The sequence below is a fragment of the Peribacillus sp. NPDC097198 genome (assembly GCF_044762055.1).
Classification (GTDB): domain Bacteria; phylum Bacillota; class Bacilli; order Bacillales; family DSM-1321; genus Peribacillus.
This window is the reverse complement of the sequence record NZ_JBIWDO010000019.1, coordinates 1-14,055: the sequence shown is the minus strand read 5'-3', so window position 1 is coordinate 14,055 and position 14,055 is coordinate 1. Positions and strand designations below refer to the sequence as shown.

The window sequence follows — 14,055 nt, the reverse complement described above, 5'->3', positions numbered from 1 at the left end:
AGTCGTTTTTTGCTTTTAAAGCCTGCTTCCACCAGAGGCATCGATAACTTGCCCCGTGATCCATCGTGCTTCCTCAGATGCTACAAATGCAACGATATCGGCAACATCTTCAGTGGTGCCCACTCTAGAGAATGCAGAAAATGCCTCCGCTCCGGCACGTCCTTCTGGGGTGGAGAGCATATCCTCGTTCATATCAGTAGCCGTAATTCCCGGGGCCACTGCATTCACAGTAATGCCTTTGGATGCAAAATGGGGAGCTAAGGCCAAAGTAAGTGTGTCTATGGCTCCCTTGGAAGCGGAATAAATGGTATGCATGGGACCAGCCACACGAGTAAAGCCAGAAGAAATGTTAATGATTCGTCCACCGTTCCGAATAAATGGGCTAGCTGCTTGAGTAATGAAGTACGGAGCTTTAAGGTTAACATTCATGACATCTTCAAACGTTTCAATCGATGTTTCTTCAAATGGAATGGCCGGTGAGATACCTGCGTTATTGATTAAGATATCTAAGTGTACAGTCCCCAACTCCGAGCGAGTAGCATCTTCAAATGCGGTCCAAAGCTTTTTTATACCGGAAATACCAGTGGTTAAATCTCCTTGCAGAGCCACAGCTTTTGAACCCAAGGACTTGACATCATCCACAACTTTTAAAGCAGCATCCTTATTATTGGCGTAATGAACTCCTATAAATGCCGCTCCGCCAACAGCTAATTTTTTGGCTATTTCAGCCCCTATCCCACGACTTGCCCCTGTAACCAATGCCACTTTACCATTGAATTTTCCTTTATTCGTCGACATATCATCTACTCCTTTAAAGATAAATTGAATGCATTATCAATATTAAAAGATTATAATGATTCTGAATAGTACGATATTTATGTGTCGTTACGATCAAAGGGGATATTAAGAATGGCGGACAACAGTTAAATGCAGGCTTGTTTTTTAGCATGATAGAGGTAATATGAACGTAGAGTAAAGGAAGAGGTGGAGTTCCATGATTGAATTAACAAGTGCTGACTTAATTTGCCCGTTCACTACAGCTCAGAAAGTATTGTCGGGTAAATGGTCCCTCGTAATTATCTTTCATCTAAAGAACGGACCCATACGATTCAACGAACTGTTAAGGAAATTCGACGGCCTAACGCACTCGTCACTGACTAAACAACTGAGGCAGCTGGAAAACTTTCAACTTATTCACCGTGAGGTCTATCATCAAGTTCCGCCAAAAGTGGAATACTCCCTAACCGAATTGGGGGAAAAGCTCTTCCCAACGATTAATGAGCTCACGGAATGGGGAAGCAAGTATATTGATAATTGCAAGAGTGTGGAAAAATAACCGAAACCAGGAAGGTCACATTACGTTTTTAGTCGGTCGCTCATAAGTTATTCGCATCCATTTTGGGTGGGGTAATCGGAATCATGATAGGAAGTAACACCCCCTGAACCCCCTTGATAATAAGGGATTAGAAAAGCATAGGAACGAGTACAAAAAAACTATGTCGAAGTTACCTGAATCGCCGTATATTGAACAATGCTGACGGTCGTGCGAGAGGTCGGAGGCTAAGCGCCTCCTCCTACTTGATCATTCAACTAATGCCCCTGTTTGTTTAATTATAATGCTTCACAAATACTTTTTGCTCCACAAAAAAAGTCCCGTCAGTAAACAATAAAGGTGATGCACTTTAGAGCATCGTTTCCGCTAATAAACCAGAAAAATAAACTATTATCTATTTGGATTATTTTTTAGAATTAGAAGAAAGACCTCGTCCGATAAGGTTTGCAGAAACAGGCTTTCTTCCCAATTCTCTTGCCCAAATGGATAGTTGTCCTATATGATGAATTTCGTGAACAATGGTATGTCTCATAACTTCGCCCCAAGTATCCGTTACAATTCTTCCATCTGGCAGGGTATCGTAAAATAATTGATTTTCCATACTAACATCCCAGTTATTCACAAAGTTCTCCACTTCTAAATGAAATTCTGCGTCCAATTGTCGAACCTTATTCAAGCTTTTATAATTATGGAAACTCTCCTGAAAATCAGTTTTCCCCTGTAAGAGACGTATCCAGCTCCACTCGACATCAACAATATGGAAAAGTGTGTGCAAGATACTCCCCATTCCACCTGTTCGGTTTTGCAAAAGCTCATCTTCACTTAACTCTTCACACCAACGATACCAGTCTTCTCTTACCATCCAGTTATATCTGAAAAGTGTTTTCAATCACAACCCTCCACAATAAGAAAATAATTACCGTAAAAATATACCTAAGAATATTTAAAAAATCTTATTTAGTATGACTATTTCAATAAACATAAGATAAATTCTTTCTTTAAGTAAACTGATTTCACAAGCCCTCAATGGCTTCAGGGTGTTCTTGCTTTGATAAGTTCTTCACGGAATAATTTCAAAAATAGTACCTTGGTTAAAATCAGTCACTTTCATCGAGCCATAAACCCCTAAATATAGTGTAGTTTGATCAAGATTGGTTCCCAAGCTCACATAATAAGCTGATTGGGAACCAAAATTATAATCGGTTTGAATCACGTTATAATCATTTCGTTTACAATCTTCTCTTATACTAGTGTAAGCTAAAACCCCTCTAGCCGGAGATTGACTTTCTTTCTTCCGTGCAAGATCAGTAAACACAATATTTCCTGCTAAGGCGGGGATTTTATCCCCCATATAGGGTTGCACTCCTGTCAGTGCAGTTCCTCCAAATTTATCGGGTCGGGGATCTTTATGAAAATAACTAGTCACAGGTTCAAGACGATTTCCTGATACCTTTAGGGCCTCATCATAATAAGCCATTATTTTCTCTTCCAATGTTGGATTCGCAGAGCAACCCTTTACAATCGGAGTAGGGAGGATACCTTCCCACGCTCGCCAGCCAAAGTTAATCAATTCTTCTTGGTCCGCTTCAAATTTCATGAGGAAAGCTCGAACAAGATGGGTGACCGGTATTGGTTTATACGGACCGAATGAAAAAATGGACTCTACCACATCCTGTCCGACATTTCCCGCATATTTGATGTACTGATTATTAAATCTTTGAAATGAAATGCCAGGTATATTCCGTACTCCTTTAACAATTACCGTAAGTGTTTCCTGAATAGGTAGGGGAAGTTCATTGAACCGTGTGACGATGGGGGGATTTTGGATGAATGTATTCTTACCTACATCAATTTCAATTATTTTACCGGCGATTTCCATGTCGTTCTGGCTTAAATTGAATGGATCAAAGCCTGATCCACCATCCCCTGTGGTTAAAACGAGTCTTCCTGTTTCAGGTGAAAAGTTTAAGCTATTTACACCATTATGATTAGAAAATGGTCTTCTTACGTTTAGTAATGTCCGTCGTTGTTGAGGTTCACCATTCGAAGGTAAAACCCACTCTTCCAAAGTATCAATATGGTCATATCGAGTTTCTCTATCGTTCCACTTTAGGTTTAACGTCCTTAAATCGCACGGGTTAGGTGAAAAAGAATCAGGAAGAGCACCAGGGCCCTGTGCTCCAGCTACTGAATAATGAAGATAAAACAGACCGTTATCATAAAATTGGGGATGAAACGCTAGTCCTAACAATCCGCGTTCATCATATCCACCTCCAGAAGCACCTAGTTTTACGATACGCAGGCGAATATCTATAAACGTCCGTATAACTCCGTCTCTTATATAAAAAATTTCCCCTACTTGGGTTGCGATGAATATTGTTTCTTTTGAGTCACCCGGGAGTATCGCTGTTTTCAAAACAGTCGGTAAATTTATCTTACTTACAATGGGCCGTAAACCAACCTTCACTCTTTTCAATAAATTTACACTCCTTCTTCGTTTTTCTTTTATAAAGATATGATTAGACCTGTTTTATTAATACCAAATAATGAAGGAGCGAACTAGGAGTTGACCATCTTTTCGTAGCCAGCTAGAAAAAGAGGTTGTCATAATGTACTATGCCTTCATAAATCAGCTATCTATCGTTAAGTTGGATAGATATCCAGTGATTTTTAGATAAAACAGTGAATAGTATAAAGTTAGGTTACTATTTGATGGAGGTGGGATTTCTGAAGAGGGTAAAAAGTATAGCCGTACAGTATTGGCAGCATCCTTTTTTTGAAATCAAACGTGACCTTACGGAATGGTTACCTACCACTAAACTAATACTCACCGCGATATTAAGTTCGTTTGCAGCCATATTTCAATCAGCAGGGGGATATATGCCCGGCATTGGTTTTGTCGTAAGTGCGATGACGACATTACCTATATGTTTAGCAACGATTGTATCGGTTAGATACGGATTTCTTTCTTATTCTGTGACAATCCTTCTGGTATTGTTTATCCAGCCTAGCGAACTACTTATTTTTTCCTTCACAACGGGTATTCTAGGATGGGTACTTGGTGTTTCCTTCTATAAGTCGAAAACAAGGCTTATGGTTGTTTTCTTGTCGGGAGTTACCTTATTTATGGGAATCATAGCGATTCTTTTCATTTTCCGCTTTCCTGTGTTAGGCCCAGGCTTTGGTACGTCTTTTCATTTTCCATCCTTATTTCTCATAGCGGTTTTCAGTATTCTGTATGCATGGATAGCAGCAGAAGCTTGTTCGTTTGTTCTGAAGCGATTGGCTCAAACCCTGCCTGATAGAGTGATCAAGCCGGTGAATGATGTTCAGGACAGGAGAATTAAGAAAAAATGTAAAAGTCAAAAAATAGAGCCGTAGCGAACCTGCTTGGGCTCTATTTCCTGTGAAACTTAAGAAAAATGGTTTGGCTATCGAGAATAGACTCCTGGAGTACTTCATTTAACGAAGCAACAGATCCACCTACAAGTATAGTGAGAAAGTAGATCACCAGGCGTTCGAGAGAAACAGAGTTCCTTTATTAAAGGGACCCTGTTCGAAGAAGTAATCGTATTTGTTAGATGAAAGGTTTCTTATCATTATTCGAAATCATTGTACGTATATCCAGGGAATTTGACCACTTCCCATTTCTTTTTCCTTAATGCGTCCATCACTTCAGATGCCACATTTAAATTACTTTCCACAATTTCTTTAGGAACCAATGCCATCCACTGTGTTAATGAAATATCGGCATATTTGGGGCTTTTGAATACTTCTAGGTACGTAAGCGTCTCGCTGCCTGTATTTTGGATATAATGTCCAAAGCAGAACGGCATGTACCCAACATCTCCTGCTCTTACATCAAACGTACGAGCTGTTCCATCAGCTGCATAACCGGTCATCCGTCCTTGGCCAGTCAGGAAGTATTGCCATTCATCATTATTCGGATGCCAGTGTAATTCCCTCATCGCTCCCGGCAAGACTTCTACAAGCGCTACAGATATATTTTCCGACACAGGGAAATTGGTGGAATCCGCCACACGGACTGATCCCCCTGGAGATGTAACAGGCTCTTGACCAAGGAGGCTATGCGTAAAATTCCGGGTACCGAAAGGATCTGGAATCGCTACTTGATCGATTGGACCGGGAACTTCCCCTTGATAAATGTACTTTTCCTGCTTCGGGATATCTTTAAATGCACTTTCCGGTACACCAAAATTAGCAGATAGAACTTCTTTAGGGGTATGGGCGAACCAATCTGAGATTGCGAAGGTGTCTAAATCCGAGAAAGCCCCGTTATCAAACACCAATAAAAACTCACACCCTTCCTCCAAACCTTGAATCGAGTGGGGGATGCCAGGTGGGAAATACCATAGGTCGCCAACACCAACGTCTGCAATGAAGTTTTTCCCATTCTGGTCTACAGCGGTTATCCTCGCTCTGCCTGCAAGCATAAAACTCCATTCGACTTCTTTATGCCAATGCAGTTCCCTTACGCCACCTGGCGTTAAACGCATATTAACTCCTGCAAGTGTCGTGGCGACCGGCAATTCACGTATTGTAATCTGTCTTGACCATCCACCGTGCTTTAAAACCATATTCGTGTCGGAGAAGGAAAACCGTAAATTCGGAACAGTTCCCTCATCCGTCACTGGGGGCACAAGCATATCCGGATTTTCCAATGCTCGTAAAATATCACGTGGTCCGAGATCTGTTGCACCAGCACCGTCAGCTCGAATCGGTTCAGGTATTCTATCCGCATACACTGTAAAATCAATCGGCTTCGTCAATGATTTACCTCCTTAATCCATCCCGTTTAATTGAAATTAAACAGTACTACATGATGTATATTACTCACATTACTTTTCAATGCCAGTAAGAACAGGTTGCATTTGGAAGTTAATACTTATATGACGTTTCCTCCCTTTATATTTCGTTTGATTCTTATTGTGTTGGCCATTTTTGTTTTAACGAACTTATAAAAGTTTGAACGTTTTTCTTATCTTTCATAATAGGAGAGTAAACATAGGAAAGCGTACGTGGAAACGTCTCATTTTTCACCTGTAAGATAGAAAGGGTATGATGCTGTACATCTCTTTCTATGACACTACGGGACAGGAGAGAGAGGCCCATTCCATTTTTTATAAGTGTTTCTTTAATTCCTTGGTTACTACTGATGGTCAGGAGCGACTTGACTTTCAGCCCGTTTGAACGGATAAGGTGGTTCAGGTATTCACGGGTACCCGATCCTACTTCTCGAGTGACCCATGCCTGATTTTGCAGGTCGGATATCGTTAGATCTTTTTTCTTGGCTAGTTCATGTTTGTTGGATGAAATAATAAATAACTCATCTTGCATGAAGGAGTGCACGGAAAGCTCCTTTTCATTGGTCTGGCCTTCAATCAAGCCTATATCCACTTTGTATAACTGGACGGATTGAACGATTTCTTCCGTATTTCCTATCATGACTTGAAGCTCGAGTTCGGGATAGTCATTTTGTAGATCGATGAGTAAAGAGGGGAGTATATACTCGCCAATTGTAAAACTAGCACCAATCTTTAATTCTCCTTTTATCGTGTTGTGACGCTCCTCGATGTCTCGTCTCGTTTGTTCGTAAATCGTGATCATCTGCTTTGCCCGCTCGTATAAAATTTCTCCGGTTGGGGTGATTTTTATATATTTTGGCGATCGCAGAAGCAATTTTGTCTGAAACTCTTGTTCCAGTTTTTTTATATGTAAACTAACATTGGGCTGTGACATTAGAAGTCTATCGGCAGTTTTTGTGAAATTTTTGACTTCGACAAGGGTTACAAACGTTTTTAATGCATCGTAATACAAATATATCCCACCTAATCATTAGTATTCCTAATAGTTTAAATAACATATATATATTTTACTAATGATTTTACATCTGGTAAAGTTTAACTAGAAATATATAGAATTGAAAAAATGTCGTTTCATTATTGTTATGCTTGTATACTAGAATAAAAGGTTTTGCGACTATAACAATAATTATTTGAATATTCGTTATACATAAAATGATAGTTATTATTCTTTTGCGAGGTGGAAATCGTTGCAACTTCAGGTAATGAACAGTCCGTTTAACCAAGAACAAGTAGAACTTCTTAATCGTCTTTTGCCAACTTTGACAGAAACGCAAAAAGTTTGGCTGAACGGTTATTTGTCTGCGACGCAGTCTTTTTCTGCGATAACAGAGGCACCACTGCAAGAACTTCTTGTTAAACAACAAGAAAAGACAATATCAAAAGAAGTGACCATTCTCTACGGGTCCCAGACAGGCAACGCCCAAAGGATTGCGGAGAACGCGGCTAAGAAGTTAGAGGAAAAAGGCTTTCAAGTAGCCGTTTCCTCCATGAGTGATTTCAAGCCGAATCAGTTGAAGAAAGTCAAAAACCTTCTTATTGCAGTTAGTACACATGGTGAAGGTGACCCGCCGGATAATGCTTTGACGTTTCATGAATTTGTGAATGGAAGACGTGCACCGAAACTGGATGATCTCCATTTTTCCGTGTTGTCGCTTGGTGATAGCTCGTATGAGTTTTTCTGCCAAACGGGCAAGGACTTCGATGAGCGTTTGGAAGAGCTTGGTGGCAAAAGGCTTTATCCTCGCGTTGATTGCGATTTGGATTATGATGAACCTGCAACGGAGTGGCTAGAAGGTGTTATTGCGAGCTTAAGTGAGGCCGGGGAAGCGGCTATTGTTGCTCCTGCTGAGCAATCAGTTGTTGGTGAATCCGTATATTCAAGAAAAAATCCATTCAAAGCCGAAGTTCTGGAAAACTTGAATTTGAATGGCCGAGGTTCAAATAAAGAAACATGTCATCTGGAGTTGTCGCTAGAAGGCTCTGGACTCACATTTGAGCCTGGTGATAGTCTTGGTGTATATCCAGAAAATGATCCTGCTCTTGTAGACCTTATTCTTGAGGAGATCGAGTGGGAGCCTGAAGAAAAGGTGACCGTAAACAAACAGGGAGATGTTCTTTCGCTTAAAGAAGCACTCAGCTCCCATTTGGAGATAACTGTTTTGACTAAATCGCTTCTTGAACAGGCGGCACAGCTTTCAAGCAATGAAAAATTACGGGAGCTAGTGTCACCAGGAAATGAAGAAAAACTAAAAGCCTACCGTCAAGGAAGAGATTTGCTTGATTTAATCCGCGACTTTGGTCAATGGGGGGAATCGGCACAGGAGTTCGTCTCCACTCTTCGGAAAATGCCGGCCCGTCTTTATTCGATTGCGAGCTCTTTATCCGCGAATCCAGATGAAGTCCATTTAACAATCGGAACAGTGCGGTACAATACGTATGGACGTGAACGAAATGGAGTTTGTTCTATATTATGTGCGGAACGGTTACAACCAGGTGACACCTTGCCAATCTACATTCAATCTAACCAAAATTTCAAGCTGCCGAGTAATCCAGACACCCCAATCATTATGGTAGGACCAGGTACAGGTGTTGCTCCATTCCGTTCGTTTATGCAAGAACGTGAGGAAGCGGGAATACAAGGTAAATCGTGGATGTTTTTCGGGGATCAGCATTTCGTCACGGATTTCCTTTATCAGACCGAATGGCAAAAGTGGTTGAAATCAGGTGTGTTATCTAAGATGGATGTTGCGTTTTCGCGTGACACCGATGAAAAAGTATATGTACAGAACCGCATGCTTGAACATAGTGATGAGCTATTCAAGTGGTTGCAAGAGGGTGCTGCTGTTTATATTTGCGGGGATGAGAAAAATATGGCACATGATGTCCATGAAACCCTTATAGGAATTATCCAAAAAGAAGGCAGCATGAGCCGTGAGGAAGCGGTAAGCTATCTTAACAACATGCAAAAAGAAAAACGCTATCAGCGAGATGTATACTGATTTCGGACGGAAAGGAGATAAAATAATATGGTGGATCCTTTATTAAAATCAATACTAAAAGCACCAGACGGCCCGCCTAGTGACGTCGAGGAGATAAAAGAAAGAAGCAACTACTTGCGTGGAACGCTTAAGGAAGTGATGCAAGACCGGATAAGTGCCGGTATTCCCGATGATGATAATCGTTTGATGAAGCATCACGGCAGTTACTTGCAGGATGATCGGGATCTTCGAAATGAAAGACAAAAACAAAAGCTTGAACCAGCTTATCAATTCATGCTCCGTGTACGCATGCCTGGAGGTGTGGCCCAGCCAGCTCAGTGGCTTGTCATGGATGAACTTGCCCAGAAATATGGAAACGGCACGTTAAAGCTGACAACACGTGAGACGTTTCAAATGCATGGCATTTTAAAATGGAATATGAAAAAGACGATACAGGATATCCATGCGTCCATGCTTGATACGATTGCAGCATGCGGTGATGTGAACCGAAACGTCATGTGCAACTCGAATCCCTATCAATCAGAGATACATACGGAAGTATATGAATGGTCAAAAAGGTTGAGTGACTATCTATTGCCACGAACAAGGGCCTATCATGAAATTTGGCTTGATGAAGAGAAGGTGGTCGGAACACCGGATGTGGAAGAAGTGGAACCGATGTACGGACCGCTTTATTTACCACGGAAGTTCAAAATTGGTATCGCTGTTCCGCCATCGAATGACATCGATGTATATTCACAAGATTTAGGCTTCATTGCAATCGTTGAAGATGCTAAACTTGTCGGATTCAATGTAGCGATAGGCGGGGGCATGGGCATGACCCATGGCGACACTGCGACATACCCTCAGCTTGCCAAGGTAATCGGCTTTTGTACACCAGACCAAATTTTGGATGTGGCGGAAAAGGTCATTACGATTCAACGGGATTATGGAAATCGTTCCGTCCGAAAAAATGCCCGATTCAAGTATACGCTTGATCGACTTGGCTTGGAAAATGTAAAAGCCGAACTGGAAAACCGTCTTGGCTGGAACTTGGCTGAAGCGAAGGAATACCATTTCGATCATAATGGGGACCGCTATGGCTGGGTGAAAGGCGTGCAAGGTAAGTGGCATTATACCCTGTTTGTCCAAAGTGGCCGTATTGCCGATTTTGATGATTACAAGCTGATGACCGGCTTGCGTGAAATTGCGAAAGTCCATACAGGGGATATCCGGTTAACAGCCAATCAAAATCTGATCATTGCCAATGTCTCCAGTCAAAAAAAGAAAATAATCAATGAACTGATGGAACAATACGGTTTGACGGATGGCAAGCATTATTCAGCACTCCGTCGTAGCTCACTTGCATGCGTAGCTCTTCCTACATGCGGATTGGCGATGGCGGAAGCTGAGCGTTATTTACCGGATTTACTTGAAAAAATCGAGAGCATTGTTGATGAAAATGGTCTACGGGATAAAGAAATCACCATCCGTATGACGGGCTGCCCTAACAGTTGTGCCCGTCCAGCCCTCGCAGAAATTGGTTTTATCGGGAAAGCCCCCGGTAAATACAATATGTATCTCGGAGCGGCTTTTGATGGCAGCCGACTCAGTAAAATGTACCGCGAAAATATTGGCGAAGAAGAAATATTAAGCGAATTGCGTGTACTGCTTTCACGTTATGCAAAAGAACGACAAGAAGGCGAACACTTTGGAAACTTCGTCGTCCGCACGGGAGTCATTAAAGCAACAACAGACGGTATGAATTTTCATGCATAACCAAATAGTATTTGAGACAGGACTTGTGCCTGTCTCTTTTTTGGTATTTGTCGAAAAACCGATATTGAATAAACTCGAAGATAGACCGATTGTTGAACAATAAGCATTTGAACTTGGTTCTCAATAAGCCCAATCATAAGGCGGTTAAAAAATTGAAATGGGTAAAGGTAGCGTTGAGTAGTTTGATTTTTATTGTAAAAAATTTCCTTCCTCCGTATCTTGATAGAATTGGTATTTCTTATTTTGACTTCTGTATTTATTTTTGTAGTTAGGGAATCGACCTTATATAAGTATATTAAACGTGCCTCCATAATTGATTGAATAATCCAAGATGAATTAAATTGGCTTTTTTGATTGGTGGCATAACTCAAAAGATTTGACCCTATTTTTTTAGTGTAGTAATATCAGTAGATAGACAGGTGTCATAACTTAGGGTTATAAATGTTATGTAAAAAGGGGAAATAGAACATGAAATACGGGTATGCAAGGGTCAGTACAGTCAGCCAGGATTTGGCAGCACAACTTCAAGCATTAGAAAAAGAAGGGTGTGAAAAAATTTACTCTGAAAAGTTCACGGGTACTAAATCAGATCGTCCACAATTTCAAGAATTACTTTCTTTGCTACAAGTGGGGGACACCTTGGTCGTTACCAAGCTGGATCGTTTTGCACGGTCAACGGTGGATGCTCTTAAGACAATAAAGTCATTGTTTGAAAAAGGAGTCAAGGTACATATTTTGAATATGGGTCTGGTAGAGAATACACCTACAGGAAAATTGATATTTAGCGTGATGAGTGCTTTTGCAGAGTTTGAACGAGACATGATTGTAGAGCGAACTCAAGAAGGGAAAGCTATTGCGAAACTGCGTGATGATTTTAGAGAAGGTAGGCCTAAGAAATTTAGTAAGATACAGATAGAACATGCTCTTCAGCTATTAGACTCTAACTCTTATAAGCAAGTGGAAAACATGACCGGTATTTCTAAGAGTACCTTGATTAGGGCTAAAAGAAAACAAAAGGTGGTACATTAAGCAGATTTATATTTTTAAAAATATATCATCATAAAGATAAACGAGATAATTTTGGATAAGGATAAGATTTTACAGGAGTAGAATAAGGCCTAGATAATATTAATATATAATAGAAGAAACTCGTCAAAAAATTAATGAGAGCAAAAGATTTAGTGAGTAATACAACTTAAAAGGTGTAAGATGTATTTAGAACTATAAATTTTATAGAAATTGCTATTAATCTTAGGATAAGATCTCATTAAACAGGGTGAATATCCAAGAGTTTTTATCGCGATTTTAGATTGTTAATTACTGAGAATTTATAATTTGATTTTGGGGGTTGGAAATTGGAGAAATTGCTCTATTCAGCAACAAGTAGAAACAAATTTCTTGCTTTATCTTTACTCATTTTGTTTTTTATTTTAATGATTCGATATCTATTATTACCAAATCTTAAAATAGAAATTGCACTAATTAATAGCGTATTAGAGAATTTGTTTTCTACAGGGTTTACCACAATTTTAATAGCTTATTTAGTTTTTTGGTTGACACCAAAAGTTATGAATAATTCAAATATGGAAGTGATTTCTCCATATCAAATCAAGGAAAAGTTAAGAGAAGGACGAGAAGCGGATGAATATTGGTATAGTGGTGGGACTGGCCGACATACTAGAGCTGTCACGTTACCAGAACTTGCGAAAGCTTCTAGGACTTCGAATACAACTAAAAGAATTTATATTCAAGTACTTGATCCCACAAACAATGATGTCTTAGAATCATATGTAAACTATAGAAATCGGGTGAGGACCGGTGCAAAAGATCCTTGGAATATTGAAAGAGCTAAAAAGGAAATTTACGCCACTATCATTTCTGTATATATATGGAAAAGAGAACAGCCGTTAATAGAGGTAACACTTGGTTTAAAAAAGGAAGTATCACTATTCCGTTTTGATCTATCCTCTTCAGTATTGGTTATTACTAAGGAAGATCCTGCCGAACCTGCGTTATTTTGCGTTCAAGGAACCTTTTTTCATAAAGCATATAAAGAGGAACTAAGATTAAGCTTGGAACAAAGTAGAGTTTTAAGAACTGATATAAAGGGGTTTATATTTAGTGAGCTGAGTAAAGAAAAACTGATATATATTCTTAAAAAGTTAGAAATTTATGACGAAAGTTTAAATGATATTAATCTTGAAGAAATTATTGGTTTGATAAGAAAGGGGGAAAACCCTTATGCATGATATTCTTAAAAAAATTTGCTATCAAATAAATAACGAAGATAACCATTTTAATATATTAAATTCTGTTATAGAGGCTATTAATCATCTTGAAGAATCTGGATATATAGAAGGAAATTGGCATCCTCTGGGTTTTATACATATACCTTTGGGTACATTCGAAGACCATGCTATTAGGTTGCATATTTGGTCTCACAGAGAGAGAAGAAGTCAGAAACCATTCTATCCAATACACACTCATAAATTTGAGCTAAAAAGTCATATTTTAAGCGGCAGTTTAAGAAATTATATTTATGATAGTAGTTTCGTCTCTTCTGAACAAAATATAATTTATAATGTAGAATATAATTCTAGAGAATCTATTATAAAGCAGACAGGCCAAAAAGTGATAGTTGAGAAAAGGATTGAGGGAATCTATAAAAAAGGGGACTATTATTCAGTTAAAAGAGGTGATTTTCATTCTTCGGAAGTTGATGAAGGTGATTTTACAGCAACCATAGCTTTAACATATAATATTCAGGATGATTCTCCATTAGTTATAGGTGAAGTCGAGGGGAACGAAAAGTATATTTATTCCAGAAATAAATGTACTCATGAAGAGCTAAAAGAGATAATTTCTTATCTAAAACAAAGTATACAATAAGAAAAGGGAATCTCGTATTTTAGAGATTCCCTTTTAAACTCAGTTTTTATGGGGTCTCTGGATAAACAACCCCCTGGTCATTATCCTTTTATATTGCTCAGAATCAATAAACTCCTTTCTTCCATGAGATATTTTATCATTTGCTATAAGAAGTCCTTGACCAGGTTTTAATTTATATTTTATAAGATAA

General features: G+C 39.4%; 12 protein-coding genes. 7 read left to right on the top strand and 5 right to left on the bottom strand.

Annotation, left to right across the window (positions count from 1 at the left end; all coding sequences use genetic code 11):
* Nucleotides 1–15: 15 nt before the first annotated feature.
* A complete protein-coding gene (locus ACIQXQ_RS19885) occupies nt 16–798 on the bottom strand; it encodes an SDR family oxidoreductase (protein WP_402959639.1) in 783 nt (260 codons plus the stop codon).
* Between the two features lie 196 nt (nt 799–994).
* On the opposite strand from ACIQXQ_RS19885, the gene ACIQXQ_RS19880 reads away from it, so the two are divergent.
* Nucleotides 995–1,336 carry a winged helix-turn-helix transcriptional regulator gene (locus ACIQXQ_RS19880; RefSeq protein WP_402959637.1) on the top strand — a complete coding sequence of 114 codons (342 nt, stop codon included), beginning with the start codon at nt 995–997 and terminating at the stop codon, nt 1,334–1,336.
* 400 nt (nt 1,337–1,736) lie between these two features.
* Here the strand turns inward: ACIQXQ_RS19880 and ACIQXQ_RS19875 are convergent, their stop codons facing one another.
* Complete coding sequence (locus ACIQXQ_RS19875; RefSeq protein WP_402959635.1) at nt 1,737–2,222, bottom strand: DinB family protein; 486 nt, start codon at nt 2,220–2,222, stop codon at nt 1,737–1,739.
* Between the two features lie 171 nt (nt 2,223–2,393).
* On the bottom strand, nt 2,394–3,809 hold the full coding sequence (locus tag ACIQXQ_RS19870) for a PQQ-dependent sugar dehydrogenase (RefSeq protein ID WP_402959633.1): 1,416 nt from the start codon (nt 3,807–3,809) through the stop codon (nt 2,394–2,396).
* A gap of 236 nt (nt 3,810–4,045) precedes the next feature.
* Here ACIQXQ_RS19870 and ACIQXQ_RS19865 point away from each other — a divergent pair, with 236 nt between their 5' ends.
* Nucleotides 4,046–4,714 carry a YybS family protein gene (locus tag ACIQXQ_RS19865; RefSeq protein WP_402959631.1) on the top strand — a complete coding sequence of 223 codons (669 nt, stop codon included), beginning with the start codon at nt 4,046–4,048 and terminating at the stop codon, nt 4,712–4,714.
* Nucleotides 4,715–4,932: 218 nt separating this feature from the next.
* Here ACIQXQ_RS19865 and ACIQXQ_RS19860 read toward each other — a convergent pair whose 3' ends face one another.
* Both ACIQXQ_RS19860 and ACIQXQ_RS19855 read right to left on the bottom strand, forming a co-directional pair.
* The gene (locus ACIQXQ_RS19860; protein ID WP_402959629.1) at nt 4,933–6,123 is read right to left on the bottom strand and encodes an oxalate decarboxylase family bicupin; all 1,191 of its coding nucleotides are present in this window, start codon (nt 6,121–6,123) and stop codon (nt 4,933–4,935) included.
* A 154-nt stretch (nt 6,124–6,277) separates the two neighbouring features.
* Entirely contained in the window at nt 6,278–7,171 is an 894-nt protein-coding gene (locus ACIQXQ_RS19855) for a LysR family transcriptional regulator (protein ID WP_402959627.1), read from the bottom strand.
* A gap of 235 nt (nt 7,172–7,406) precedes the next feature.
* On the opposite strand from ACIQXQ_RS19855, the gene ACIQXQ_RS19850 reads away from it, so the two are divergent.
* From ACIQXQ_RS19850 to ACIQXQ_RS19830, 5 genes are all read left to right on the top strand, one after another.
* Complete coding sequence (locus tag ACIQXQ_RS19850) at nt 7,407–9,218, top strand: assimilatory sulfite reductase (NADPH) flavoprotein subunit (RefSeq protein ID WP_402959625.1); 1,812 nt, start codon at nt 7,407–7,409, stop codon at nt 9,216–9,218.
* 27 nt (nt 9,219–9,245) lie between these two features.
* Nucleotides 9,246–10,976 (top strand): assimilatory sulfite reductase (NADPH) hemoprotein subunit, encoded by a 1,731-nt coding sequence (gene cysI / locus ACIQXQ_RS19845; RefSeq protein WP_402959623.1) that lies wholly within the window; start codon nt 9,246–9,248, stop codon nt 10,974–10,976.
* 468 nt (nt 10,977–11,444) lie between these two features.
* The gene (locus ACIQXQ_RS19840; RefSeq protein ID WP_402959621.1) at nt 11,445–12,005 is read left to right on the top strand and encodes a recombinase family protein; all 561 of its coding nucleotides are present in this window, start codon (nt 11,445–11,447) and stop codon (nt 12,003–12,005) included.
* 326 nt (nt 12,006–12,331) lie between these two features.
* Nucleotides 12,332–13,225 (top strand): hypothetical protein, encoded by an 894-nt coding sequence (locus ACIQXQ_RS19835; RefSeq protein ID WP_402959619.1) that lies wholly within the window; start codon nt 12,332–12,334, stop codon nt 13,223–13,225.
* Nucleotides 13,218–13,865, top strand: a complete 648-nt coding sequence (locus ACIQXQ_RS19830) for a hypothetical protein (RefSeq protein WP_402959617.1) — start codon at nt 13,218–13,220, stop codon at nt 13,863–13,865. Before ACIQXQ_RS19835 ends, ACIQXQ_RS19830 begins: the two co-directional genes overlap by 8 nt.
* Nucleotides 13,866–14,055: the final 190 nt, after the last annotated feature.

Excerpts from the sequence above, each read along its gene's own strand:
- ACIQXQ_RS19830 (WP_402959617.1), top strand. The coding sequence starts at position 13,218 with ATGCATGATATTCTTAAAAAAATTTGCTATCAAATAAATAACGAAGAT.
- ACIQXQ_RS19840 (WP_402959621.1), top strand. The coding sequence starts at position 11,445 with ATGAAATACGGGTATGCAAGGGTCAGTACAGTCAGCCAGGATTTGGCA.
- ACIQXQ_RS19885 (WP_402959639.1), bottom strand. The coding sequence starts at position 798 with ATGTCGACGAATAAAGGAAAATTCAATGGTAAAGTGGCATTGGTTACA.
- cysI (WP_402959623.1), top strand. The coding sequence starts at position 9,246 with ATGGTGGATCCTTTATTAAAATCAATACTAAAAGCACCAGACGGCCCG.
- ACIQXQ_RS19880 (WP_402959637.1), top strand. The coding sequence starts at position 995 with ATGATTGAATTAACAAGTGCTGACTTAATTTGCCCGTTCACTACAGCT.
- ACIQXQ_RS19865 (WP_402959631.1), top strand. The coding sequence starts at position 4,046 with ATGGAGGTGGGATTTCTGAAGAGGGTAAAAAGTATAGCCGTACAGTAT.